Origin of the sequence: Nostoc sp. C052 (genome assembly GCF_013393905.1) — a bacterium.
Classification (GTDB): Bacteria; Cyanobacteriota; Cyanobacteriia; order Cyanobacteriales; family Nostocaceae; genus Nostoc.
This window is the reverse complement of the sequence record NZ_CP040272.1, coordinates 2,881,997-2,906,831: the sequence shown is the minus strand read 5'-3', so window position 1 is coordinate 2,906,831 and position 24,835 is coordinate 2,881,997. Positions and strand designations below refer to the sequence as shown.

21 protein-coding genes are annotated in these 24,835 nt (G+C 41.2%); 8 read left to right on the top strand and 13 right to left on the bottom strand.

Annotated elements, in window-relative coordinates; genetic code table 11:
• Window positions 1–7 precede the first annotated feature (7 nt).
• Window positions 8–1,660 carry an iron uptake porin gene (locus tag FD723_RS11610; RefSeq protein WP_179065479.1) on the top strand — a complete coding sequence of 551 codons (1,653 nt, stop codon included), beginning with the start codon at window positions 8–10 and terminating at the stop codon, window positions 1,658–1,660.
• 211 nt (window positions 1,661–1,871) lie between these two features.
• On the opposite strand, the gene FD723_RS11605 is transcribed toward FD723_RS11610, so the two are convergent.
• From FD723_RS11605 to FD723_RS11590, 4 genes are all read right to left on the bottom strand, one after another.
• Window positions 1,872–2,816, bottom strand: coding sequence for a GDP-L-fucose synthase (locus tag FD723_RS11605; RefSeq protein WP_179065478.1), 945 nt, complete (start codon window positions 2,814–2,816; stop codon window positions 1,872–1,874).
• Window positions 2,817–2,839: 23 nt separating this feature from the next.
• A complete protein-coding gene (gene gmd, locus FD723_RS11600) occupies window positions 2,840–3,919 on the bottom strand; it encodes a GDP-mannose 4,6-dehydratase (RefSeq protein WP_179065477.1) in 1,080 nt (359 codons plus the stop codon).
• 282 nt (window positions 3,920–4,201) lie between these two features.
• Window positions 4,202–4,960, bottom strand: a complete 759-nt coding sequence (locus FD723_RS11595; protein ID WP_179069115.1) for a sugar transferase — start codon at window positions 4,958–4,960, stop codon at window positions 4,202–4,204.
• 111 nt (window positions 4,961–5,071) lie between these two features.
• On the bottom strand, window positions 5,072–6,214 hold the full coding sequence (locus tag FD723_RS11590) for a glycosyltransferase (protein WP_179065476.1): 1,143 nt from the start codon (window positions 6,212–6,214) through the stop codon (window positions 5,072–5,074).
• Window positions 6,215–6,499: 285 nt separating this feature from the next.
• Between FD723_RS11590 and FD723_RS11585 the strand changes: the two genes are divergently transcribed.
• Window positions 6,500–7,438, top strand: coding sequence for an NAD-dependent epimerase/dehydratase family protein (locus FD723_RS11585; RefSeq protein ID WP_179065475.1), 939 nt, complete (start codon window positions 6,500–6,502; stop codon window positions 7,436–7,438).
• Between the two features lie 43 nt (window positions 7,439–7,481).
• Here the strand turns inward: FD723_RS11585 and FD723_RS11580 are convergent, their stop codons facing one another.
• Entirely contained in the window at window positions 7,482–8,207 is a 726-nt protein-coding gene (locus FD723_RS11580; protein WP_179065474.1) for a Uma2 family endonuclease, read from the bottom strand.
• Window positions 8,208–8,463: 256 nt separating this feature from the next.
• Between FD723_RS11580 and FD723_RS11575 the strand changes: the two genes are divergently transcribed.
• Together FD723_RS11575 and FD723_RS11570 are read left to right on the top strand one after the other, a co-directional pair.
• Window positions 8,464–9,096, top strand: a complete 633-nt coding sequence (locus FD723_RS11575) for a retropepsin-like domain-containing protein (RefSeq protein WP_179065473.1) — start codon at window positions 8,464–8,466, stop codon at window positions 9,094–9,096.
• Between the two features lie 79 nt (window positions 9,097–9,175).
• On the top strand, window positions 9,176–9,331 hold the full coding sequence (locus FD723_RS11570) for a hypothetical protein (protein ID WP_179065472.1): 156 nt from the start codon (window positions 9,176–9,178) through the stop codon (window positions 9,329–9,331).
• Between the two features lie 19 nt (window positions 9,332–9,350).
• Here FD723_RS11570 and FD723_RS11565 read toward each other — a convergent pair whose 3' ends face one another.
• From FD723_RS11565 to FD723_RS11540, 6 genes are all read right to left on the bottom strand, one after another.
• Complete coding sequence (locus tag FD723_RS11565; protein WP_179065471.1) at window positions 9,351–10,166, bottom strand: DUF1838 domain-containing protein; 816 nt, start codon at window positions 10,164–10,166, stop codon at window positions 9,351–9,353.
• Window positions 10,167–10,537: 371 nt separating this feature from the next.
• The gene (locus FD723_RS11560; RefSeq protein ID WP_179065470.1) at window positions 10,538–11,722 is read right to left on the bottom strand and encodes an AbrB family transcriptional regulator; all 1,185 of its coding nucleotides are present in this window, start codon (window positions 11,720–11,722) and stop codon (window positions 10,538–10,540) included.
• Between the two features lie 440 nt (window positions 11,723–12,162).
• The gene (locus FD723_RS11555; RefSeq protein ID WP_179065469.1) at window positions 12,163–12,501 is read right to left on the bottom strand and encodes a hypothetical protein; all 339 of its coding nucleotides are present in this window, start codon (window positions 12,499–12,501) and stop codon (window positions 12,163–12,165) included.
• Window positions 12,502–12,591: 90 nt separating this feature from the next.
• Entirely contained in the window at window positions 12,592–12,957 is a 366-nt protein-coding gene (locus FD723_RS11550; protein WP_179065468.1) for a Lin0512 family protein, read from the bottom strand.
• Window positions 12,958–13,294: 337 nt separating this feature from the next.
• Window positions 13,295–13,663: a Crp/Fnr family transcriptional regulator gene (locus FD723_RS11545; RefSeq protein WP_179065467.1), complete on the bottom strand. Its 369-nt coding sequence runs from the start codon at window positions 13,661–13,663 to the stop codon at window positions 13,295–13,297.
• A 348-nt stretch (window positions 13,664–14,011) separates the two neighbouring features.
• Window positions 14,012–14,767 (bottom strand): TspO/MBR family protein, encoded by a 756-nt coding sequence (locus FD723_RS11540; RefSeq protein WP_179065466.1) that lies wholly within the window; start codon window positions 14,765–14,767, stop codon window positions 14,012–14,014.
• Window positions 14,768–15,122: 355 nt separating this feature from the next.
• On the opposite strand from FD723_RS11540, the gene FD723_RS11535 reads away from it, so the two are divergent.
• Together FD723_RS11535 and FD723_RS11530 are read left to right on the top strand one after the other, a co-directional pair.
• On the top strand, window positions 15,123–15,740 hold the full coding sequence (locus FD723_RS11535; RefSeq protein ID WP_179065465.1) for a hypothetical protein: 618 nt from the start codon (window positions 15,123–15,125) through the stop codon (window positions 15,738–15,740).
• Between the two features lie 174 nt (window positions 15,741–15,914).
• Window positions 15,915–16,739, top strand: coding sequence for a M90 family metallopeptidase (locus tag FD723_RS11530; RefSeq protein WP_179065464.1), 825 nt, complete (start codon window positions 15,915–15,917; stop codon window positions 16,737–16,739).
• A 172-nt stretch (window positions 16,740–16,911) separates the two neighbouring features.
• On the opposite strand, the gene FD723_RS11525 is transcribed toward FD723_RS11530, so the two are convergent.
• The gene (locus FD723_RS11525) at window positions 16,912–20,127 is read right to left on the bottom strand and encodes a choice-of-anchor D domain-containing protein (protein ID WP_179065463.1); all 3,216 of its coding nucleotides are present in this window, start codon (window positions 20,125–20,127) and stop codon (window positions 16,912–16,914) included.
• Window positions 20,128–20,535: 408 nt separating this feature from the next.
• Window positions 20,536–22,071: a chondroitinase-B domain-containing protein gene (locus FD723_RS11520; RefSeq protein ID WP_179065462.1), complete on the bottom strand. Its 1,536-nt coding sequence runs from the start codon at window positions 22,069–22,071 to the stop codon at window positions 20,536–20,538.
• Between the two features lie 938 nt (window positions 22,072–23,009).
• Here FD723_RS11520 and thiD point away from each other — a divergent pair.
• Complete coding sequence (gene thiD / locus FD723_RS11515; RefSeq protein ID WP_179065461.1) at window positions 23,010–23,843, top strand: bifunctional hydroxymethylpyrimidine kinase/phosphomethylpyrimidine kinase; 834 nt, start codon at window positions 23,010–23,012, stop codon at window positions 23,841–23,843.
• 199 nt (window positions 23,844–24,042) lie between these two features.
• Window positions 24,043–24,651 carry a cell division protein ZapB gene (locus tag FD723_RS11510; protein ID WP_179065460.1) on the top strand — a complete coding sequence of 203 codons (609 nt, stop codon included), beginning with the start codon at window positions 24,043–24,045 and terminating at the stop codon, window positions 24,649–24,651.
• Window positions 24,652–24,835 lie beyond the last annotated feature (184 nt).

Sequence of the window (24,835 nt, the reverse complement as noted above, 5' to 3'; positions counted from 1 at the left end):
AGTTACCTTGTTAAAGTTTAATTTTCTCACAGTAACTCCGGGCGTTGTTTCTGCTGTCGTGATTTCCATTGGGGTGCTAACTCCTTTTACAAGTGTCAAGGCTGAAGAATCTGAAAAAAGCACTGATTCCTTTGAGCAAGTTAGTCAATATACCCAACAGGATTCTACATCAATTACTTCCGTTTCTCAGCTTTCTGATGTTCAACTGCCTGACTGGGCATTTGGTGCGTTGCAATCTCTAGCTGAACGTTATCGCTGTATTACTGGATACCCTGATGGTAGTTTCAAAGGCGATCGCCCCATGACTCGCTTTGAGTTTGCCACAGCATTAAACGCCTGCTTGGACAAAATTAGCCAAAACATTGCTGATGTCACAGACATAGTTACTAAAGGAGATTTAGCGACTGCACAAAAGTTACAAGAGGAATTCACACCGGAACTCACAACCTTGCGAGGTAGAGTTGATGCTGTGCAAAAACGTACCGATGAGCTAGAGAAACGGTTGGAACAGCTAAAGAAAAACGAGCTTCCTAGAAATCACCTAAAAATCAGTGGTGAGTTAATATTTGCTGCCGTAGATGCATTTGGAGATGCTAGCCGTAGTGGAAATGGGGATGAAAACAACCTCACATTTTCTAGTCGGGTGCGTATCAATTTTGATACCAGCTTTATGGGGAAAGATCAGCTACGTATACGACTTCAAGCAAGTAATGTTATTAATCCAACTGGACCCGGAAATGATTCTCGCCTCAGTTTTGTATCTGGTAGTAATACAACTAATGAAATTAGTGTCAGTAAGTTGGAATATCGTTTTCCTGTAGGCGAACAATTGACTGTTCTAGTTGCTACAGGGTTTAATACTTACTTTGATGATTGGGATACTATTAATCCTCTACGAAACGATGCCAAGGGAACACCTTTTCGTGGTCTTCGATACAGTCACATTTATCGTTTGGGCGGAGATACAGGTTTAGGTGTGACTTATAAGCTGAGTGAGAATATCACATTACAATTAGCTTATCTGGCAAAAAATACTAATAATCCTGTTAGCGGCTTGTTTAATGGTGGCTATGGTGCATTGGGGCAGATTGTATTTTATCCAAAGAAAAAAGATAAACATACCAAAATTGCCATTACCTACGTTAATGCTTACAACGAAGAGGGTTTAGGACATAATACTGGCAGTTTACCCTCCAATTTACCCTCCAATTTACCCAACAGAAAAGTTTCCTCTAATTCCTTTGGTATTGAAACGAATGTAAAAATTAGTGACGGCTTTCAACTTGGTGGATGGTTAGGCTACACCAATGCGCGGGCGCTAACAGGAGAAGTCAAAGGTGATGCTGATATCTGGAGTTGGGCTGTCACCCTAGCTTTCCCTGGTAAAGGTAATTCGGACGAGTCTAATTTGGATAAAGGTAATTTGGGAGGCATTATCATCGGGATGCAGCCGAAATTAACTGGTACTTCAGCACCCTTGTCAGGAGATTTACCTCGTCGTGACCCAGATACCGGATTTCATATTGAAGGGTTTTATCGGTATCAAATTAACGAAAACATCAGTATTACCCCTGCTTTGCTTTGGTTGACAGCACCAAATCACAATGAACAGAATGGTGATATTTTTTTGGGAGTAGTTAGAACTACCTTCACTTTCTAAACAAAAATTTATTTGATTGTGCTTTGAAAAGAGGTTTTGCCCTTATCCCCTAACTCCTTCTCCCAAGTTCGGAGAAGGGGAACTAGAGAATTTGCTCGCCTCTCTCAATATAAAAGATCCCCGACTTCTTCAAGAAGTCGGGGATGTGAGTTTCTGGGTGTTTACAAATCAAATAGGATTCTTATAAGAAAATAGAATGCTTGCATAAGAATTATGCAGCGTTTTGACGATACCACTCAATGGTATTTTTTAGCCCCTCTTCAAAACTTACCTGAGCCGTGAAATTAAAGGCTTGTTTTGCCCTTTCAGTATCTAAACAGCGACGGGGTTGACCATTAGGCTTGTCAGTTTGCCAAATAATTTCCCCCTTAAACTCCATCAATTCGGCGATTAGAGTTACTAAATCAAGGATGGAGATTTCATAACCGGTTCCCAAGTTTACTGGTTCCGATTCGTTATATAATTGAGCCCCCAAAACAATCCCCCTCGCTGCATCTTCTGAATACAGAAACTCACGGGTAGGACTGCCATCACCCCAAACTGGAAGTTGCTTTTCTGCTTTAATTTGGGCTTCGTGAACTTTGCGAACTAATGCGGGAATCACATGGGAACTTCCAGGGTCAAAGTTATCTTCTGGGCCATACAAATTTACTGGCAGTAGATAAATCCCATTAAAACCGTACTGCTGACGGTAAGATTGCAATTGAACTAAAAGTGCTTTTTTGGCAATTCCATAAGGGGCATTAGTTTCCTCTGGGTAGCCATTCCAAAGATCATCTTCTTTGAATGGGACGGGAGTGAATTTAGGATAGGCGCAGATTGTACCAACACAAACAAATTTTTCGACTCCAGCTTGATAGGCAGCGTGAATTAGCTGGGTTCCCATAATCAAGTTATCGTAGAACAACTCTGCGGGTTTTTCGCGGTTCAAACCAATACCACCGACATGAGCTGCTAGGTGAATAATGATGTCTTGCTGGTCAACTGCACGTTGGCTATTTTCCCATACACGCAGATCGGAATCACGCGATCGCGGTATCGTAATCTTCTCACGATCGGCCCCAGCTTTACACAGTTGATCTATCACCTGACGACCTAGAAATCCCGACCCACCGGTGACGAGAATGCGTTTATTTTTTAGTTCTAAGGCGGTCATATTTTTATCCTCTCTGGTGCAAATCAGAAGTGTAAAGCGCCCAGTTGTTGACGAATAGTCGCAATATCATTTGGAAATTGCGAACCATTACCATTGGGTGAAGTGTGACCCAATGCTTGTAAGTCTGCTTCTACCATTAAGGAAACTAGTTCTTCAAAGGTTACTGATGGTGTCCAGCCTAAATTCTGGCGTGCTTTGGTAGAATCGCCAATCAACAGTTCTACCTCAGATGGACGGAGGTAACGCTCATCAAACTCTACATAATCTTGCCAATTGAGATTCACATAGCTAAATGCTAGTTCCAAAAACTCGCGCACTGAATGGGTTTCACCAGTAGCAATTACGTAATCGTCTGGCTGGTCTTTCTGCAACATCAACCACATTGCTTTAACGTAATCCTTCGCATAACCCCAATCTCGCTTTGCGTCTAGATTACCCATGTAAATCTTTTTCTGCTTACCAGCAACGATACCAGCCACGGCTCTAGTAATTTTACGGGTTACAAAGGTTTCACCCCGCCGTGGTGACTCGTGGTTAAAAAGTATGCCGTTACAAGCAAATAAATTATAAGACTCACGATAGTTTACAGTTTGCCAGTGGGCGTAAACTTTCGCACAGGCATAAGGACTGCGGGGATAAAAGGGCGTTGTCTCAGTTTGAGGTATTGCTTGTACTAAACCATACATTTCTGAAGAACCCGCCTGGTAAAATCGTACCTGAATACCAGTACGATGTTGGTAGTCTCGAATTGCTTCCAACAGACGCAGCGTTCCCATTCCTACAGCATCCACCGTGTATTCTGGTGAATCAAAGCTGACTCTAACATGGGATTGAGCGCCGAGGTTGTAAATCTCTACTGGTTTTACTTCTTCTAAAATACGCCGCAACGTCGTACCATCTGTCAAGTCTCCGTAGTGAAGAAACAACCGCACTCCATCTTTGTGGGGATCTTCGTAAATGTGATCGATGCGGTCTGTGTTGAAGGTAGAAGTCCGGCGAATGATGCCATGAACCTCATAACCTTGTTCCAACAAAAACTCACTCAGATATGAACCATCTTGACCAGTAATACCAGTAATTAACGCTCGCTTCTGTTGCGTCATGCTCAATTATACCTTATTGTCTTTGATTAAAAAGTTACAGGCAATCTGATACAACCTAGCAACTAATTGCTCAATTGCCTAATGGGAAACCTACGAGTTCTTATTGCTATGAAAATTTTTACGTAAATAAATATACTTAATATTTCAAACATCTTCTTAAGTAGAAGCCCACAAAATATGCTTAACAATTATATAAATAAAGATGAGCAATTTTTAGTTTTAGGGAAATAATTGTTATTTAGGGGCATTAACTGCCCCACAGAATCGACCCTAAGTAGCTACTCAGTATGCCCCGTTATTTTTGGGCAAAATGACCACATCAACAGTTTTCAAGATGATCCATAAATCAAGCCAGAAATTCCTAAATTTGACATAATGCAGGTCTATTTGGACTCGTCGAGGGTAGGGAATGTCATTACGCCCAGATACCTGCCACAAACCAGTAATTCCTGGACGGATTGTTAAAATCTCATCAATGTGACAACCGTATTTTGGTAATTCTTCTGCTACCAAGGGTCGAGGGCCGACTACACTCATGTCCCCTTTTAAAACATTCCAGAACTGGGGAAATTCGTCTAAGCTAGTAATTCGCAAAAATTGACCAATTTTGGTTATTCGGGGGTCTTGTTTGAGCTTAAAACTGCTTTCAAATTCTTGTCGCAATTCGGGCGATGTTTCCATCATTTGCATGAGGATTTCGTCTGCATTGCTTACCATTGTTCGGAATTTAATACAATTAAACGCTTTGTAATTTTTTCCTACCCGTTCCTGGACATAAAATATTGGGCCTTCTGAACTGAAGGCAATCAGCAAAGCCAAAATTAAGTAGACGGGGAAGAACAAAATTAATACTGACAGCGAAAACACTATATCGAACAGTCGTTTGGCAAACTCTCCGTTTAAACCCTGAAAAGATAAACCTTTGGGTTTAACTTTTGGCGTCTTTGTTTTTTGACCGCGTTTTAAGAAAGTACGCGTAGACGCTTTAGTGTCTTGTCGTACGCCCCGCTTGCCGGAGAGGAGTGAGCTCTGGGCAGTCATCATACTCCTTAATAATCCACACCACACATAGTCCCAATATTAAAGCCAAAATGAGGTTCTTCTGGGGGAAATTGCCAAAAGCCTAAAAAAATAAGACGTTAACCAAGACCATCATTGCGAAAACGGTCTTTTTTCGTTGCATTTGTTTACAAAGTCTAGATAACGCTCGGCAAAGATTTGCGGTGAAAACTGTGCGGCGTGCGATCGCATATACTCGGAACTGAACGAACCCTGATAAACTTCAAACTTTTCTACTGCCTCCACTAAAGCCGCCTCTGTTTGCGTCCTGAAAAATATACCTGTCCCTGTATCCACACAAGAGTGGATATCTCGGACTGTTTCTAGAGCGCCTCCTGCACCGTAGGCAATCACTGGCGTGCCGCAGGCCTGTGCTTCCACTAGGGCAATCCCAAAATCTTCACAGGCTGCATATACAAACGCCTTAGCCCTAGACATATATTTTTTTACCACATTATCAGGTTGCCATCCCAGTATTTGGATGTTGGAGTTTGCCATCTCGCGAATCTTGTTCATTTCATCTCCTGTACCAATGACTACTAATGGGCGTTTTAGTTGATTAAAAGCCTTGACAATTAAAGATATTTGCTTGTAGCTTACCAACCGAGAAACTGTCAGGTAAAAGTCCTCTTTCTCAGACAAAAATGGAAATTCTGCAATATTCACTGGTGGGTAAATGACTGTTGCTTCTCGCCGATAGCAACGCCAAATCCGCCGAGCTGTATGCTGTGAGTTGGCAATGAAGTAATCAACGCGATTGGCACTCAATACATCCCACTGGCGCAAACGATGTAATAAATATCGCGTCACCCACCCAGGTAAGCCACTACCTAGTTTGCTGTGGCGCAGATAATCAAAAGTCAAGTCCCAAGCGTAGCGCATAGGGCTGTGACAATAGCAAATATGCATCTGTTCGGGAGTGGTCAGGATTCCTTTGGCAACAGCGTGAGATGAAGACAGAATTACATCATAATGCCGCAAATCAAGTTGTTCAATTGCCAAAGGCCACAAAGGCAAGTATTTTTGTATACCGTTGCGGGCAAATGGAAAGTTTTGGAGAAACGTCTTGCCAATTTGACGCTTATATAAATAACTTTCTCTATTGCTGGATTCAAAATCGATGAGAGCATACAAATCAGCATCAATGTGATTCAAAATTTCTCGTACAACGAGTTCTGAACCACCAGTGGCTTTAGGTGTCAGCCACTCATGAACTAGAGCATATTTCAAGGGCACAGCTAAACAATTCAAAATTGAAGATAGTTTTCTTAGACTCCGACTGAAAAGTTTCCTTTTGTGATTAATGAATGGGAAGCGCCCCAGATTAGCACACAAGACGGTATCTTTCCCTGAGAGGTTCCAGATGGATGCTACAACCTGATAATCTCAGATTGGGGCATTGAAAAGAGGCAGAGGGGCACGGGGTAGGGGGGGGCGGAGGGGAAAATTCTTCTCCCAATCCCCAGTCCCTACTCTACTCCCCAATCCCTTGATGAAAACTGATATATAAAGGGTGAATTTATGCGAATTCTGATTATGGGTGGTACTCGGTTCATTGGTGTCTATTTAACTCAACTACTAGTGGAACAAGGACATGAGGTGGTGCTGTTCAATCGTGGGAATCGACCAGCACCTTCTTTACAGGGAGTAGGACAAATTATAGGCGATCGCACAGATGCTACTCAATTAAAGGCAAAGTTATCACAAGAAAACTTTGATGTCATTTTTGACAATAACGCACGTGAACTTACTGATACTCAACCACTAGCAGAGATTTTTCAAGACCGAGTGCAACATTTTGTGTATATGAGTTCTGCGGGGGTTTATCTCAAATCTGACCAATTGCCCCACATAGAAGGCGATCCAGTAGATCCCAAAAGTCGGCATAAGGGCAAGCATGAAACAGAAGCTTACCTGACTCAATTGGGATTGCCCTTCACTTCGATTCGCCCTACTTATATTTACGGGCCTCGTAATTATAATGAGTTGGAAGGCTGGTTTTTTGACAGAATTGTGCGCGATCGCCCCATTCCTATCCCCGGAAATGGCATGCATATCACCCAGCTAGGTCATGTAAAAGACTTGGCACTAGCAATGACTAAGGTTTTGGGCAATAAACAAGCCATAGGACAGATTTATAATATCTCTGGCGATCGCTTTGTCACTTTTGATGGTTTAGCCCGTGCTAGCGCTGTGGCGGCTGGTAAATCACCCGATACTCTAAAAATCGTCCACTATGACCCGAAAAAGTTTGATTTCGGCAAGCGCAAAGCTTTTCCAATGCGGGTACAGCATTTCTTTGCTTCGGTGAATAAAGCACAAACAGAATTAAACTGGCATCCTGAATATGATTTGATTTCTGGGTTACAAGACTCTCTGGAAAATGATTATTTGGCTAATGCAAAAGATAAAACAGATGTTGATTTCTCTGTCGACGAGGAAATTTTACAAGCGTTGTGAGTAAAAATGTTTAGGGGCAGACAGCGATCTGCCCCTTGCATCTTCATAACTCATCAGGGTTAACGCCTAACTCTCGCAGTTGTGCTGCTAATCTGTTAGCACGTTGACTTTCTCGTTCCAGGGGTGTGGGAAGCCAATTCCCACTGGCATCATACCAACGTAGCCATAATCGCTCAATTCCTTGGTAAGAACCTTGCCAAAGTCCTAAGCCCAGTTCCAAACCAGGCATCCATACTCGTGGGGTACTCAAGTCAAATTCGCTGTAGCGGTCTGCAACTAATTGGAACACTTGGAGTTTGTCAGTGTAGCGGTCAAATACAATGTAGTAAGGAACTCGCAAAATCCGCTCATAAACTTCCCATTTGGTCGGTGGTTGGTTTATTTCCCGCAGAGTTTGTCCTAAGTCTTCTTTTTCAGTACCAGGAGAAAGCAATTCTACCACTACAAAAGGAGCAACTCCTTCTTGCCAAATGACATAACTCAGACGCAAGTTTTGCTGTTCGTAGAGACGCGAAACTCCCACAGCAGCAAACCAGTCCGGGCGTTTGTACCACAGTGTATGCCGGAGGTCATAATAAAGGTTTAAGTCAGTGGCAACAAATACCTCCTCTGCTGGATAGTTAGGTGGACAGAAGGTTTCGCGCAGAAGTTGGGGTTGAAAAAGGTGAAATTCGTCAGGCAAACCAGAGTCCTCCGGGTATTCACTGGGAAGATCATACATGGTGGGTAGGGTTTCTTTTGCAGGACGAGGCGGGTCTGTTTGGTACATAAGGGAAATCTTGACCGACTAACTTTACTTATTATGTCAATCTAATAAATAAAATATCAATCTAATAGCATTTATCTCTAAAATCTTCTAAGATTTTAAATCCATATTCACCAGAATTTTTTATCGTTTAATCTCGTTATTAATCCCTTGCAAAATACAACTATTTATTTCGTTATCAAAGTAAGCAATATTTTTTATATAACTAACATAAATAGTATTGTGAAGCTGTTAAAGATACGCAAAACATATTAAATATATGAACACAAAGCCCTCTAAAATAGAAAGAGATGAAATACTTAAGTGGTTGAATCGTAACCGCCAGATGTTATTAGATTTGTATAAAAATCAATATATCGCTTACAATACAAATGGAATAATTGCTCATAGCGAAAACTTACGAGAAGTTTTAGCATTAGCTAATGCTGCAAAACAGCCTTTTTTAATTTATCTAGTTCCGCGTCGCACTGCTTCTATAGAAATTTTACCAATTCGCTTCCGCACCGTTGCTCGCCATGATTGGCAACCAAATTATAGCGTATTTTTAAAACACGGAGATATAGAATCTAATACAACAATGTTAGTAGATTCTGGTGCTGAATTAAGTTTAATTTCATTAAAAGTTGGTCAAGATTTAGGCTATGCTTTGGCTGATTCAGAATCAACTTTGTTGGCAGAAACTATAGGTGGCAGAGTTGAGTATGTTTTACGTAATGTCGAAATGACAATTGATGAACATAATTTTATTACTCCTGTCGCCTGGTTACAAACCAATACAGGCGGAGAACAATTGCTTTTAGGGCGAGAAGTTGTATTTGATAAATTTAATATTGAATTTAGACAAGCTGAGGAGCAAATTATTTTTACATGGCGTGAAGATTTGAAATCATAAATTATCCAAGTATTGTGGAGTGGGCAACATGAGCGCGATATAAACTGGGCGCTCATGTTGCCCACCCCACAGGAGTTAATTGGATATTTTTTTATTTGTCAGTCCCTTAGCGATCGCGCAGCGTGTCGGAAAGACTACCGATGTTTTCGTAGCTGTGGGGTCACTGAAATCTTGTACCCTACCGGAAGCTGACGCAACAGTGAAGGTCGATTTTATCCTCAACAACCAACTTTAGATGTTGCTTTCCAGCTAATTTACAACTCTTCTGCTTGAGGAAGCGGGAAGATTTCACCCGCCAAGTATGCTTGAAAGTGCTTTTGGAAGTATAACCAGGAAGTCATATCTTCGCCATCTATCAATGCTTTTGGGGCTTTTTTATATAGAGGAATACGATTATTAATTTCGTCTTGCAGCACTGGGGGCAGTTCTGTTAAACCATTGACTTTGCTGCCAACAGCACTGTAGATAAGTTGACCGGGGCGATCGCCCATTTTCATCCAAGGAAGCCATTGACCAATCCGATCCCAACTCAGTTTGAGTTGAGAAACTGAGGAGAGTGCTGGGTTGAATAAATCTGCGGTTGGGACTGTTAATTTAAACAATTCCGCTGCCTGATAAATTGGATTAGGGCTATATTCAGCAAATTTGGGATCGTCTGCTAAGGGATTAGGGTAATGGGGAAATATATCAAAAACGAAGGTTGTGCTGTCACCATCTATTTGTGCGGGAAAATTTCCCTCAAACCTTCCCTGCACGGGATTATTAGCAACGTGAATCACCGGAACTGTCTCGCCTGTCCAAGGATTCTCCCATTTGGATAAAACCTCATCTGTTTTTGGATTGAGGTAATAAGTTAGTTCCCTAGAAGTAAAATCCCAGCTACCTTCTGCTGTGGGAATACATCGGCTAACACTCAATCCCAGGATTTTAAACAGGAGTTGTCTTTTCTCACCGGGGATAAAAGCGTAAATTTTACCTTTCCAAATCAGGAAAGTAGATTCGCTAGGATCGAGGGAAGAACGAGTTTTAACCCAGTGCTGGGCTTCAAGTTCTTGGATTTGGGCAACCATCTAAAGCATCCTTTGTGTTTGGATAACAAAAGAATAAGCTATCAGCATTCAAGTTGCATCTTTGTCATTTGTCAAAAACTAATGCCCCATGCCCTAGAACCGCGCTACACAAATCTAGTCCGAAAGGAGTAACTCGATCAACTGCGATCGCAGATTTGCACAGTATTTGTTCCACAGTTTAAAGGAAAAGGGGCAGAAGCATAAAAACTACTTAGGAAACTCCAAGGAATAAATTATACAATATTGTGGGGTGGGCAACATGAGCGCCCAGTCCATAATATGGCTCTCGTGTCGCCCACCCCACAAGAGTTAATTGAATATTTTTTGTCAGTCCCTTAACTCTTTCGCCCAGTCCCCAATGCCCAAATCAATTAAACTGGTTCAGAAAATTGCTCATCCAGACGGCGAAACAAAAACACCCAAAGTGGTAGGGAACTATTAATCGCAATCAGTCGCACTAAATGACCCGTTGTCACAATTTCAACATTATGATTCAATGCTAGAGAAACCAGGATCATTTCTGCCGATCCTCCTGGTGCTGTGACTAGCAGACAGGTTAACCAATCCCAAGAGGTTAATTGCATCGCAAGTATAGCAGCGATCGCTCCAGCTACAAGGGTCATGCCTACAGATATCAAGGCATAGCCAACAGTCTGCTTTTTAAAGTTGGGTTTATCTCCCCAATATTCACCAATAGTAATTCCCAAGAGCATTTGACCCAATAAGTTAATTAAGGGCGGCGGACTAAAGCTAATATCACCCACAAAAGGCAGCGAATGTAGCAAAGGATTAAACCCGATGCCAATCAACAATGCACCAAAGAAATCACCAGCAGGAATTTTAAACAATATTGCTGGATAAACTACTAATCCAGTGATTAACAGTACTAACAAGAGTAATTCTAGTTGAGATGGATCGACATTGAGCCAAGTACTGTTGATTGAGAGTGTTTGGGGATAGTAACTACCAGCTGATGTCCTAGCGATGAAGGGAATTAGAACAACTACAGAGGTGACGCGAATCGCCTGAACTAGGGCAACCAAGCTAACATTTTTATTGTAATCAGCGGCGATCGCTGCCATAATTCCCACACCACCTGGGACAGTAGCCAGCATTGCAGTCAATAGGTTGGTTTTGCTGATGCGGGAGTAAATGTAACCAATACAGCTACCACTCAGCAGCAGAAACAAGGTAAGAAAAATAAAAATGGGAATACCAGAAGCAACACTAGCTAGATTCGCGTGGGTATTGGAAGCACCAACAGTTAAGCCGACAAGTGCCATTCCGACTTTTCTAGCAGTGCGGTTAGGTTGGGGGGAATATTGATAAAGAATTCGACACCCTTGAAGAACCAGTGTACCAGCGGCAATCCCCCCGAATATCCAGGCAATCCTGCCAATTTGGAACTTGGCAAGGAGTAAACCCAGAGGTAATGCCAGAAGCATTTCCAAGATCAGGACAATTAGTTGCTTTCCAAATAACTGCTGTTTGGTAACAATAGGATTTTCATGAGTATGTTCTTCCAGGTTGGGAGTCACACTTGGGCTTTGATTCATCTATACAAGCTTTTCTATTAATTTAACTGATGTACTCAAACTAATGCGATCGCACAAGATACAGCAGTTTGCTTGCTTTTTAAGTTAGGTACAAAATGCAAAACTCACGCATTAGATATAAAGAGTTTCTACCTCCTGACTCCAAACCCGTAACTTTGTACTTTATGCAAAAGAAAACTGCTGTAACTAGTAGTCTGTCAAATTAACAATGCCACAGTCTACTAAGTCTAAATTTATCGCCTGTTCCATTCAAACAATAATTTTTATATTTTATATATAAAGGATAGGGGTACGACGGCTGTTGTACCCCTACAAACAATTAGACATCTCCAGAAATTAAAGATGCGTTACCCAGAACCCTTGTAGAGACGTAGAAGTGCTACGTCTCTACGTTCTTTTTCGGAGATGTCTATTAGTATTCCTTTCAATGGTTCAGCCGTTTAATCTTCATCAAGGGCTGGGAAAGCTTCTTCAAGCTGCCACAACCGATCTTTATTTTCAACAAACCAAATACGAGTTTCTGGAGTTAATTTACTCCAAATGACTTCAACGGGGATGTGAGGAGATGCATACTGGTACTGCTGACCAAGTAATTTGAGATTATCCGCTACATCATGGGGAATTCCGAATTGTTCCCAGTCAACTGTGATATTTCTTCCCGAAACTCCAGCTGTGGGGTCGAAAACCAATTGTGCCGATCTGACTAAATCAGCAAAGTGTTTCGGTTTGAGTTTGGTGATTTCCTGAAGTTGGAGTGATTCGTTATACTCTTGAGACATGATCGCCGCAGTGGTAAAGATTATTGGTGTATTGAACTTACTGCCAGAGATTTCTATCCCAATATTTTTTAGTTTAGCGCAGAGCCTCAGTTAATCATTTTCGATTAGAACTGTGACAGATGCGATCGCAATCAACATTTCGTCATTTTTATCATTAAGTTCGGGAATAGCCCGCCCTTGAACTACCATCCCCCCAGATTCTACGATGAGAGTTTTTCGACCAAATGGTAGAACCGCGAGTACCTCTTCTTCCCTCACTTGTTCGGGGTATGGCACTGCTACCTGAACTTCTATAATCATTTCATTGGGATGACTTAAACCTGCAACTTCCCAAACACCAGGTAAAGCATTGTGAGCGATCGCATTACGTACTGCCCTAGATGCTGCTACTGTTGGTTCTTGTCCATGTTGATCTATTCCCATCCCCATTTCAATAATCAACCGTTTACGTGCCATTGCTACCTCAGGTAAATTCCAATACTTGTCGGGTTTTGGTGAAAAGGGTAAGGTGGGGCCCCTCTGGGGATAAGGGGCGGGGGAAAGGGGAAAGAAAAAACCTTTAACCTTTACCCCAAACCCAATTCCGAGTTAAAAATCCACAGAGCGAGCAGTATTGAGGTAAATTCCGCATTTTTCACCAAAAAAGGCAGAAGCTAGAGAAGCCAATTGGTAGAACACCGCATTATCTGACCAAATCAGAGATTTGGTGTTCTGCAAAACGCTCTCTATTAGAAGCTTCCCAGTGGGGAACATACACTTGTCAGCTACTTCTGCTGCTGCCTTCTGACGTGCTTTAGATAATATGCTGCAAGCGACTCAGGCGTTCTGAGTAACTTTTCATCACCTGTAGGGCAAACACGGGTGTTTCCTGAACGGCAAAGAGAAACCCTTCCCGATCGAGGAAACCTAGCTTGCTATCCACCTTGGCAATAGCTGAGTAAGTTCTATCTTCTACTCCTACAAGTACCCCGGCACCAAAAACTTCGCCCGTTTCAATGGTTTCTACAATCTTGCCATTGACTAATATATCTACCTCTCCTTCGAGAATGCCGTACATTTCATCACCAGGCTGTCCTTCTTCAAAGATGACTTGGCCTGCCGAAAATGCTTTAGGATCGGGTTGTTTTTGAAAGATACTGACTGTTACCACAGGACTTAGCATTTAGAGCAACCCCAAAATTCTTTGTTTTTAAACGAAACTTTTAGATAGCTTTAGGCGAACCCAGAAAAGTATACTACTTTCTGTTGATTAACTTTCAACCTCCGCAAAATTCCTGATTTAGTCCCCTGACTTTTCACCTCATCTAGCAATCCATCTGAAATTTTTAATTTTTAATTGTTAATGTGGGGTGGGCGTCTCGCCCGCCCAGTAAGCAAAGGCGCTCATGTTGCACACCCACAACATTGAATAATTTATTTATTGGAAGTGTCTAAAGCGGAAATCTGGGCACATACTCAAAAGTCAAGTGATATTTTTCCTTGCTTTCTTGTCTTGGTGAATTTTGAGGATTTATTTCTCCAAAGGCTTTAGTTTCAAAGGATACAGTGGTTCAGAACCATTTAATTGCCAAATTCTAAATACCAATACAGCCGCTAAAGTTAGCCATACACAAGAAAATGATAAAGTCATTCCCGCTACAGGATTAGTTTGCCAATAAATTGCCGTCACTATTACAGCAGATAACCAAGGGCCTAAAATAACGACAGGAACAGCTGCCCCTAATCTCCGTTCTACAGTAAAAATCGTATTCCAGGTATCTCCTAAAGCCAGATGTACCACAAACAAAATTAAAGGTAGCACTAAAAACTGGTGATTCATTTGCTGCCAAACTAATACAGAAGAAATTACCCGCAGAATGGCAATTATCATCCAAACTATAGGAAATGCTAAAGGTGGAGGAGACCATCTTGGTCTGATTACCTGGTCATAAGTCTGACGAGAACGGGTATTATCTAAAAGAGAAAAAATTCGGGAGCGGATACTCAATAATGCAAAAAATAATCCCGTCAATAAAGTACTAAACCAGCTAGAAAAATAAGAATTTTTATCAATCAATATTACTAATTTTTCCATAACCAGTAACACGAAAATCATGACTAATATTTGTAGGATAGTTCCTAGTGTATAAACTAAAACTGCCCTGACATCTAATTCTTGTGTAGTAGCTATGAATGTATTTGGAGACTTTTGTTGATTAAGAGTTTTTACTCCCATCACTGTATTGACAAAGTTTTCAAGTATTCCCGTATTATTGAATTTATTCATAATTAAGAGATTGGGACTAGTTGGTAATTAGCAGTAATCAGTCATTATATGATGTCTAATAGCTAAAAATAATTTTTTTAGGCTCTTTTAACGTCAGCGTTTTTGAAGAAGAATTCAGGAGCGGAGCCGGAGATGCTCCGCCTCCGGTCAGAATCAAGACGCTCAAATACTCGCTAACGTCTCCCTTTGGGAAAAGACCACCAAATCTAGGATTTGGATGGGGCTTTAAACCCGTTTATTCATCCACCAGCCGCACAGAATTCAGAATGAATTCTGGCTCCTGACTCCTGAATTCTGTTTCGATAAGTTGCGAATCTAATGTAGAGTTTTTTATAAGTGATATTTAGGAAAAAACGTGGAATTTCAGAAGTTATTGTATATTTTTACTCTAGTAAAGATTGCTACGTTCACTCTGGGTGTACCTGTATTTGCTCAAATCACACAGACTATCTCCAATTCTTCACAGTCGAGTTGTCGTGCAACTAAAGTAGATACTCCAATTTTTCAAGACCCTTCAACATCATCGAAGGCTATCAGAATATTGTCAGCAAAAACAAAGATTAATTTAGCATATATACCAGCTAGTGGAGATAGATTTGTCAGAATCAAATCTCCGACTTCAGGATTTATTCAAACTGCTGTGCTGACATTTTGTCAGACGAATAACAACGCTCAAAACCTATGGACTAAACCTACTATTGGCAGTGCATGTCGGCAAATTGTACAGCCTGTAACTTTACTTCGCCAACCAAGTACAAAAGGAGCTTTTATTACAACACTTAATCCCAACGCAGTCGTGTTTGTAAACTTGGTTACAGGTAATAGAGTTAAGTCATATAAATCTGAAAATTACATTTGGGTAGAAATCGACCTTTCCAGAAGTTTCCCTGGAGAGTTGTCTGGTAATGGTTGGATAGCCAATACTGACTTAGTAAATACTCCCGGATTAAGCAATCTGGCTTATTGTAGCTAGTAGCTTATTTTACTCAGTGTCTCCAACCGACAAGAGTTTTTCCATGCGCTTTATTTGCGCCTTCGACTGCACAGCAATAGCCTTAACATTTTTCAGTATTTGCTATCTGCAACACAAAACAAGTGCCTTTATGACAATCTTTCGGCTCAACACTTGTAACCTGTTAAAAGATTAATGATTAAAACAATAGTTATCTTTTTCACCATTGGACTAATTATTGTTGGGATTTTAGTCAATCCCATTCTAGTTAAAAGGCGAAGAAACCGTCTCAAACATCGTCCTTTTCCTCCCCTTTGGAGTGCCATTATTGAGAATAATCTTCCTATTTATCCTTGTCTTTCTCCCGATGAAATTAGACGACTTCAGGGACATATTCAAGTGTTTTTAGCAGAAAAGCAATTTATTGGCTGTAGAGGATTACAAGTTACAGAAGAAATGAAACTTACCCTTGCGGCTGTTGCCTGTTTACTCCTACTTAATGAACGTGGGCAGTACTTTCCTAGACTTCGTTCAATTCTAATGTATCCCAATGCTTATTTTGTTCAGGAAACGACTGCTATTGGAAATTATGTTGTTGAAGAAAGGCGTGTGGCAAGATTAGGCGAATCGTGGACAACTGACCAAGTAGTAGTATCTTGGGAACAAGTGAAACAAGACACTGCCAACTGGAGGGATGGACGTAACGTTGTACTTCATGAATTCGCCCATCAGTTGGATCAAGAGGATGGTAAAGCTGAGGGAGTTCCTATATTGCAACATAACTCAGACTATCCTATTTGGTCAAAGGTGATGACAGAAGCATATCAGCAACTTTGTAACGATCTTCTACAAGGCGTAAAGACGGTAATGGATAGCTATGGCGCAACAAATCCCGCAGAATTTTTTGCCGTGGCGACTGAGACATTCTTTGAAAAACCGCACCAATTGTTGTCCAAGCATCCGGCACTTTATGAGCAATTACAACGTTACTATAAATTAAATCCTGTGCAATGGGTTTAAACTACAACAGATTGCAAGTCAATAAATGTAGGGACGCAATAAACATATTGCGTCCCCTATTAAGTCAATACAGTTCAGATAGAGCAACAAAACCCTGATGTAGAGACGCGATTTATCGCGTCTTCAAAAACCAATTATCTACACCAATAACCCTTAATTAAACCGTATTGGGTTATGCTTGAATGATGAAGTCGGAGGCAGTCAGAGTAGGCTTACCAGTCAGTTGTGCAAATTGACCGCCACTGCCGAAACCAGCTGCGCTACCATTTTGATTGTATAGTAATTGCCCAGTTGCAGGGTCGTAGATAACTACAGCATTACTAACTGCTCCTAAACTAGTGATTTGAAAATCACTGGCGTTACTAAAACCCGTTCCTACAACAGAAGTAATGGCATTAAAAGTGGTCTTATCTAGGACAATCTTATCACCTTCGGAGTGATTGAAGTCAGCGATCGCATCAATACCCACAGCAGCGCTAGTAAAAGCAGCATTGGTGTTGTAGATAAAAGAGTCAGCACCTATACCACCCACAAGAGTATCATTGCCTTGCCCACCAATGAGGAGATCATTACCAGCACCACCCCGCAGCAGGTCATCACCACTTTTCCCATCGATGATGTCATTGCCCCCTTGACCATTAATCACATCGTTAGAGTTATCAAAACCGACGATGTTATTGTTCAATTCATTGAGGAAAGTAACGGTGTTTGTGTTGAAAATGCTAGTTGGAGTAGAGTTGGCATTCATTACATCAAAGCTGTCGCTCACACTGGCTTGTCCGTCAAATATGATATTACCGATGGCGGATTGTGTTGTCGATGCGGCTAAGTTCTCCAGGTTTTCTAACTGAAAGTTTTGTAACGTGACTTTGGTATTAGCCACATCTTCAAAGGTGACTTCTAAATCATTGCCATTTTGAGTTAATTGCAGATTTCTCGCAGTCAGACCAGCCCCAATAAATTGCAAGGTATCTACTTTGGCAATCACCACAGATGAGGGGTTTGAGCTAGTACCTACACCACCAAAATCGCTGATGATGTCATTGCCATTGTTTTTTCGGGTAATAAAGATGTCATTGCCAGTTGTACCATTAATAACTCTGGGTTTAACTATGCCACTAATAACAAAGTCAAATGGGCTTTCATCACTATCGTTGTTGCCTAAAATCAGAGTGCCACTATAAGTGCCAGGTGTAGTGGTGTTGAGTGCCACCGATATAGTCGTGGAAGCATTAGCAGCCACACTCGTTGGAAGAGTCCCAACTAAACTAAATCCATTGGGAAGCTGAAGATTACTCAGGTTGAGTGCGGCTGTACCAGTGTTCTTGATAGTAAAGGTTTTGGTCAAGGTATTACCAACGGTGACATCACCAAAGTTAATCGCAGTAGTGCTGCCATCTGCAATATCAACTGTGCCGTTGAGAACTTGAATTTCTGGAGTAGGAACAGGCTTAACTGTGCCACTGATAGCAAAGTCAAAGGGGCTTTCATTACTATCGTTGTTGCCTAAAATCAGAGTGCCACCATAAGTGCCTGGTGTAGTGGTGTTGAGTGCCACCGATATAGTTGTGGAAGCATTAGCAGCCACACTCGTTGGAAGAGTCCCAACTAAACTAAATCCATTGGGAAGCTGAAGATTACTCAGGTTGAGTGCGGCTGTACCAGTGTTCTTGATAGTAAAGGTTTTGGTCAAGGTATTACCAACGGTGACATCACCAAAGTTAATCGCAGTAGTGCTGCCATCTGCAATATCAACTGTGCCGTTGAGAACTTGAATTTCTGGAGTAGGAACAGGCTTAACTGTGCCACTGATAGCAAAGTCAAAGGGGCTTTCATTACTATCGTTGTTGTTTAAACTAAAGCTGCCACTATAGGTGCCTGGTGTAGTGGTGTTGAGTACCACCGATATAGTCGTGGAAGCATTAGCAGCCACACTCGTTGGAAGAGTCCCAACTAAACTAAATCCATTAGGAAGCTGAAGATTACTCAGGTTGAGTGCGGCTGTACCAGTGTTCTTGATAGTAAAGGTTTTGGTCAAGGTATTACCAACGGTAACATCACCAAAGTTAATCGCAGTAGTGCTGCCATCTGCAATATCAACTGTGCCGTTGAGAACTTGAATTTCTGGAGCAGTAACGCTAATGTGCGGAGCTTCGTATGCGCCAATGTCAATCAATGCAGTACCATTGCCATCACCATCTTGAATAATGTTTGTACTGATGCCATTGAAAAGACTAGAACCAGCATCAATCGCAGCACTTCCAGGTTTAAGCGCAAAATTCTTTCCAGCAGCATTCACAAATTGAGGATCTCTACCCAAAATATTCTGTAACCCTGTGGCGTTTGGATTACTTGAAGCTTGGAAGGCATTAGAGTTATAAACAAGGTTGCGATCAAAGGTTATATCTGTGGCGTATTTGATCACATTGGCTTTTTGATTGTCGCTTGCATATAGAATGTTGTTGTTGACACGTACATTATCTGAGTAAGAAACACCAATCTCTCCAGAATTTGTAAGAACACGGCTATTTTGGTAGGCCGTGTTATTAACAACGTCTACATTAATCCCTTTAAAAACGTCAATGCCAGAGCTACCATTGTTGTAGACTATGTTATTTGCAATTAATGCCTTACCTGTATAAGGTACACCGCCTTTAGCCTGCATAGTGGTATCAAGCATAATACCGTGCCCTTCGGTGATTTTACCAGCTACATGCCACGGAACAAGACTTTGATTATCGTAGACAATGTTATCTCGAAAAATCATTCTGTAGTCAGTAGTATTGTTATCTAAATTAAAACTGCGAAGAGCAGTAATTCCCTGATTACCATAAGGCGAATACCAAGCGTTTCCTGACACAACATTTTTCTCAACAGTGATGTAGTCTGCATCACTGATAGCAATACCTCCACCAGGAAAGTTACTAACTGTGTTACCAGTGATGACAATGTGATGAGGATTAGTACCACCCGCTCCCTGGCTATTTGTCCAAGGTGCTACATAAATTCCATTAGCAGTAGTTAAGGTGTTACTCAGGTTATTTTTCTGTTGTAAGGCATAGTCTAGAGTGATGTTTTCCCGATTGCCTTCAAAGGTAAGTCCTTCAACCCGCACATAGGACGAACTAAATATATTCATCCCACTTGCCGTTGTTTTTATCTTAGGCGTAGCTCCTGGATAAGCTTTGATTGTTGTCCAGTTGTTTGGTGAGCCATTTTTGTTAAAAAGCGTAAATCCTTTGTCATAAGTTCCGTTCATGACATAGAGTGTGTCACCTGTTTGCAGTTGAGACACGGCTTTTGTCAGAGTGCGAAATGCATTTTGTTCGTTTAAACCATTACTTCTATCATTGCCTGTTCCAGAAACGTAGTATGTTGTGCCAGCCATTTATTTTCTCCGAATGTGTGTAAGGGAAATTGATTGCTAATACACTCTCAGCAACTTTCTTCGTTTGCTAAGTAGTTATTTGAATAGGCAATCTGTTTGGACTGTTAAAGACAGTCACAGTTGTCCGATCGCGACCTGAAATCGCATCAGTTATAGAAACACTGTTGTAAAACTGAAAAATTTTCTCTTGTCAACCATTGATGGTTGAAGCAAGGGTATTGATACCGTCAATCGTCAGAGTTTTGTTGAAGGTGATCGGACGATTAGCGCGTAGTTACTTCATTTATAGATTGGTCATCAGATATTGTCTGATTAGCAAGACTAGAGTCGAATTGAATCGTATCCTCATCTGTAGTAGCTGCGATCGCTACTCTCTATAAAATCTAGACTCCGGTTTTTCACACTGCATCAAAAATAATCTTTCAAAAATGCCCGAAATATATTTCGGACAAGGATGATGAGAACTAAAATCGCGGAACTTGCGAGCAATGTGGGACTCGTTGGAAGAGTACCAACCAAACTAAATTCTTCGATAAGTTGAAGATTATTCAGATTGAGTGCAGGTGTAGTAGTATTATTGATGGCAAAGGCTTTACTTATTAGGGTGTTACCAACTATGGTGTCACCAAAATTAACCCCGGTAGTACTGCCATCTGCAATCTCAACTGTGCCATTGAGAGCTTGAATTCCTGGGGTAGGAACTTGGTATGTACCAAGATGAAGGTATGCACCCAGATCAACTGCTGCAATGCCAGTACCATTACCAGTGATGCTATTGAAAGCATTTGAGCCAGCATTGATCGCGGGACTTCCAGGTTTGAGCGCAAAATTACTTTGAACCGCATTAACAAATTGGGGATCTTTACCCAAAATATTCAGCAACCCTGTGGCCCTTAAATTATCTGAAGCTTGAAATATGTTGGAGTTATAAACAAGGTTGCGATCAAAGTTTACATTTGTAGCGTACTTGATGGAATTGGCATTTTGATTGTTGCCTGCATACAAAATGTTGTTGTAGACACGTACACTATCTGAGTAAGAAACACCAATTTCTCCATTATTTGTGAGAACACGACTATTCTGATAGGCTGTGTTGTTAATAACATCTACATGATTAGCCTTGAAAACATTAATACCAGAACTACCATTATGGTAAGTTATGTTATTTGCAATTAATGCCTTACCTGTATAAGGTACACCACCTTTAGCCTGCATAGTGGTGTCAAGCATAATACCGTGCCCTTCAGTTATTTTACCTGCTGCATACCACGGAATCAGACTTTGATTATCGTAGACAATGTTACCTCGAAAAATCATCCTGTAGTCAGTAGTATTGTTATCTAAATTAAAACTACGAAGAGCAGTAATTCCCTGATTACCATAAGGCGAATACCAAGCGTTTCCTGACACAACATTTTTCTCAACAGTGATGTAGTCTGCATCACTGATAGCAATACCTCCACCAGGAAAGTTACTAACTGTGTTACCAGTGATGACAATGTGATGAGGATTAGTACCACCTACTCCCTGGCTATTTTTCCAAGATGCTACATAAATTCCATTGGCAGTAGTTAAGGGGTTACTCAGGTTATTTTTCTGTTGTAAGGCATAGTCTAGAGTGATATTTTGCCGATTGCCCTGAAAGGTAAGTCCTTCAATCCGCACGTAGGATGAACTAAATATATTCATCGCACTTCCCGTTGTTATGATCTTAGGCGTAGCTCCTGGATAGGCTTTGAGTGTTGTCCAGTTGTTTGGTGAGCCATTTTTGTTAAATATCATCCCTACGTTATCGTAAGTCCCATTCATGACAAGGATTGTGTCGCCTGCTTTCATCTGAGGAAGGTAAACTGCTTTGGCTATTGTGCGGAAGGGAGTTGTCGTAGTCAAGCCATTGCTATTATCATTGCCTGTTCCAGAAACGTAGTATGTTGTGCCAGCCATCTGTTTACTTCAAATGTGTATAAGGTGAATTGGTAGTACACTCTCAACAACTTTTTTCAGTTGCTAAGTAGTTATTTGAATAGGTCATCTATCTGAACTGTTAAAGACAGTCATAGTTGTCCGATCGCAACTTAAAATTGCATCAGTTCTAGAAACACTGTTGTAAAATTGAAATTTTTTTCCTGGCTACCTTGATGCTTAGGGGTATTAATACCGTCAATCGTCAGGGTTTTGTTGAGGGTAATCGGACGATTAGTAGGTAGATGCTTCGTCTTTAGGGTTGTTGTTAAACATCGCCTGATTAACAAGGCTGGAACAAGGCAAATTGAATTGTATCTTCATCTGTTTGCAAGCCAGTTTTACCATCTGCTATATTTGATATGGCAATGATATTTGGCATAATAATTCTTCTGAACTTTATCCGTTGTTTTAGGTCAGAAAGTTGCCAAATTAGCATGGTAAAATGCACCCCAAACTGATAACTGGGGATTTAAAGTTATAGTGGTTAAAGTTAAATTGGTTGAAACTTTAGTAAGTTGACCCCTTAAGTTAAGGGAACTAATGTAACAACTTAGTCGAACCTGTTCTAAGCGGTGTAACTGAGCCTTGTGAACTTAGTTAAAAGTAACCTTTACAAATAGTAGTTGTTATCAGTAAATGCCCGGAATGTAGTAAGATTTTTTACAACAAAAGCCAAAATACTATGGAAGTATCTGGCGGAGTCCTGCTAATTTCCAGAGTGATATGAGTATAGAAAGCTCTTTGTGCGAGGATTTGATGAAGTTGATCTAAATCTTTTTAAAGAAGCGATGCCTTTGGCAAGCTACGCCTGGAGACTGAAGAAGAATGATTAATAACTCATACCCCCTAACTCAGCACGTTCATCAATCTTTGAGATAGTTTGGTTTGATGACGCCAATTTACTTAATCTTCATAATATGAACACTGAAATCAAGTCCAGCATACCTGTTGCTTTAACCATTGCTGGTTCAGATAGCGGTGGTGGTGCAGGAATTCAAGCTGATTTACGCACCTTTGCTTTTCACTGTGTCCACGGTACTAGTGCCATAACTTGTATCACGGCACAAAATACTCTAGGAGTGAGGAGGGTTGATGCCATGCCAAGAGAGGCTGTTGTGGCGCAAATTCAGGCAGTAGTTGAGGATATTGGCGTACAATCTGCCAAAACGGGTATGTTGCTTAATCAGGAAATTATCTTTGCTGTGGCCCAGCAAGTGGAGGCTTTACAAATCAAGAATCTAGTTGTTGATCCAGTAATGGTGTCACGTACAGGGGCACAATTGATTGATGATGATGCAGTGAAGACTCTGTGCCATACCCTCATTCCTAAGGCGGTTATAATCACGCCTAATCGCTATGAAGCCCAGATTTTGAGCGGTTTACAAATTAATTCTTTGGAGGATATGCAGAAGGCCGCTGAAATTATTCACAAGACCTTAAGGACGAAGGCTGTTTTAGTCAAGGGTGGAGGTATGCAGGGAGACTTGCGTGGTGTTGATATCTGGTTTGATGGGGACAAGTTGGAAGTTTTGACTTGCCAGCAAGTAGAGACAAAAAATACCCACGGTACTGGTTGTACACTATCGGCTGCGATCGCTGCTAATCTAGCTAAGGGAAAAGACTTGTGGCAAGCAGTGCAACAGGCGAAGGAGTACGTAACTACTGCACTCACTTACGCCCTAGATATTGGCGAAGGGCAAGGCCCTGTAGGACACTTCTTTCCATTATTGGGACTGGGGGCTAGGGACTAGGGACTGGGGATTAGAGAAAAGTTTTCTTAGTACCTAATACCCAATACCTAATACCTAATCCCCAATCCCCAATCCCCAATAAAAAATCTTTGCCCTTTCGGCATTTTTCTATTATTCTTGGGCATAGTTTGAGGGCTGACTATCTCTGTTAGCATCTCTGTACGATCTAATTACCTTGACTTTTAATACCAACCCCCCAATGCGAACAACCATAGGTTCTGTTCACAGAAATTCGCCAATACCGACTACTCAAGCCTACCCTCCCTCTGTACCACTATCTGTATATAGGGAATTGTCAACAGAGTTGCAAGCAGCACAGGCGAGGCTAAATGCACTCACCACCCAAAATCAGCAATTGGCACAAGAAAATCAACTATTGCGCCAAGAAATTACCAAAGTAGTTGAATCTTTTTCCCGTTTGCAAAATTTTGTGGATTCCCATACTACACCCACTTATCATCAAGCTACCCAAGCTTCTGGTGACTTTCAAAGTGCCGCCAAACAACCAGTAGCACGAACGCGTCCACGTCAGCAGGTTGCTCGTTCGCGTCCATCTGTATCCAAAGCCCCACCTGAAAAAAGTCGCCGCCAAACCTTTCCTACACCTGCAACGGAAATAAATTTCCCCATACCAGAACCAGTTTTTATAGAAGAGCAACAAGTAGGTTATTATTATTCCACTACTGAGCCAGATGCCAAGGGAATCAATGGTTGGTGGTTAATTATCACCATCTTGTTAATTATGCTGACTGCCTTTAGTGCTGGATATTTCGTTGTGCGTCCCTTGTTTGAACATCAGAAACGTTAGTTGACATTCCCACAGTCAGCAGCAGTAGCAGGCTTTCGGGCTATTATGCAATTTGTCTGCACTCACTCTCTAAATATCCGAACAAATCTGCTAAATGGCGGAGTTGATATATTATTGGGTTATAAAAGCTACATAAAATGCTAAATTGACAGCAACTTACTTATGTTAGAACTTCAAAGATTAT

Bases quoted from the DNA above. Each gene is read 5' to 3' on its own strand.
- FD723_RS11565 (WP_179065471.1), bottom strand. From the start codon at position 10,166: ATGGTTGCCCAAATCCAAGAACTTGAAGCCCAGCACTGGGTTAAAACT.
- FD723_RS11540 (WP_179065466.1), bottom strand. From the start codon at position 14,767: ATGAATAAATTCAATAATACGGGAATACTTGAAAACTTTGTCAATACA.
- FD723_RS11530 (WP_179065464.1), top strand. From the start codon at position 15,915: ATGATTAAAACAATAGTTATCTTTTTCACCATTGGACTAATTATTGTT.
- FD723_RS11560 (WP_179065470.1), bottom strand. From the start codon at position 11,722: ATGAATCAAAGCCCAAGTGTGACTCCCAACCTGGAAGAACATACTCAT.
- gmd (WP_179065477.1), bottom strand. From the start codon at position 3,919: ATGACGCAACAGAAGCGAGCGTTAATTACTGGTATTACTGGTCAAGAT.
- FD723_RS11580 (WP_179065474.1), bottom strand. From the start codon at position 8,207: ATGTACCAAACAGACCCGCCTCGTCCTGCAAAAGAAACCCTACCCACC.
- FD723_RS11525 (WP_179065463.1), bottom strand. From the start codon at position 20,127: ATGGCTGGCACAACATACTACGTTTCTGGAACAGGCAATGATAGAAGT.
- FD723_RS11510 (WP_179065460.1), top strand. From the start codon at position 24,043: ATGCGAACAACCATAGGTTCTGTTCACAGAAATTCGCCAATACCGACT.
- FD723_RS11605 (WP_179065478.1), bottom strand. From the start codon at position 2,816: ATGACCGCCTTAGAACTAAAAAATAAACGCATTCTCGTCACCGGTGGG.
- FD723_RS11545 (WP_179065467.1), bottom strand. From the start codon at position 13,663: ATGCTAAGTCCTGTGGTAACAGTCAGTATCTTTCAAAAACAACCCGAT.
- thiD (WP_179065461.1), top strand. From the start codon at position 23,010: ATGAACACTGAAATCAAGTCCAGCATACCTGTTGCTTTAACCATTGCT.
- FD723_RS11520 (WP_179065462.1), bottom strand. From the start codon at position 22,071: ATGGCTGGCACAACATACTACGTTTCTGGAACAGGCAATGATAATAGC.
- FD723_RS11595 (WP_179069115.1), bottom strand. From the start codon at position 4,960: ATGACTGCCCAGAGCTCACTCCTCTCCGGCAAGCGGGGCGTACGACAA.
- FD723_RS11575 (WP_179065473.1), top strand. From the start codon at position 8,464: ATGAACACAAAGCCCTCTAAAATAGAAAGAGATGAAATACTTAAGTGG.
- FD723_RS11555 (WP_179065469.1), bottom strand. From the start codon at position 12,501: ATGTCTCAAGAGTATAACGAATCACTCCAACTTCAGGAAATCACCAAA.
- FD723_RS11585 (WP_179065475.1), top strand. From the start codon at position 6,500: ATGCGAATTCTGATTATGGGTGGTACTCGGTTCATTGGTGTCTATTTA.
- FD723_RS11550 (WP_179065468.1), bottom strand. From the start codon at position 12,957: ATGGCACGTAAACGGTTGATTATTGAAATGGGGATGGGAATAGATCAA.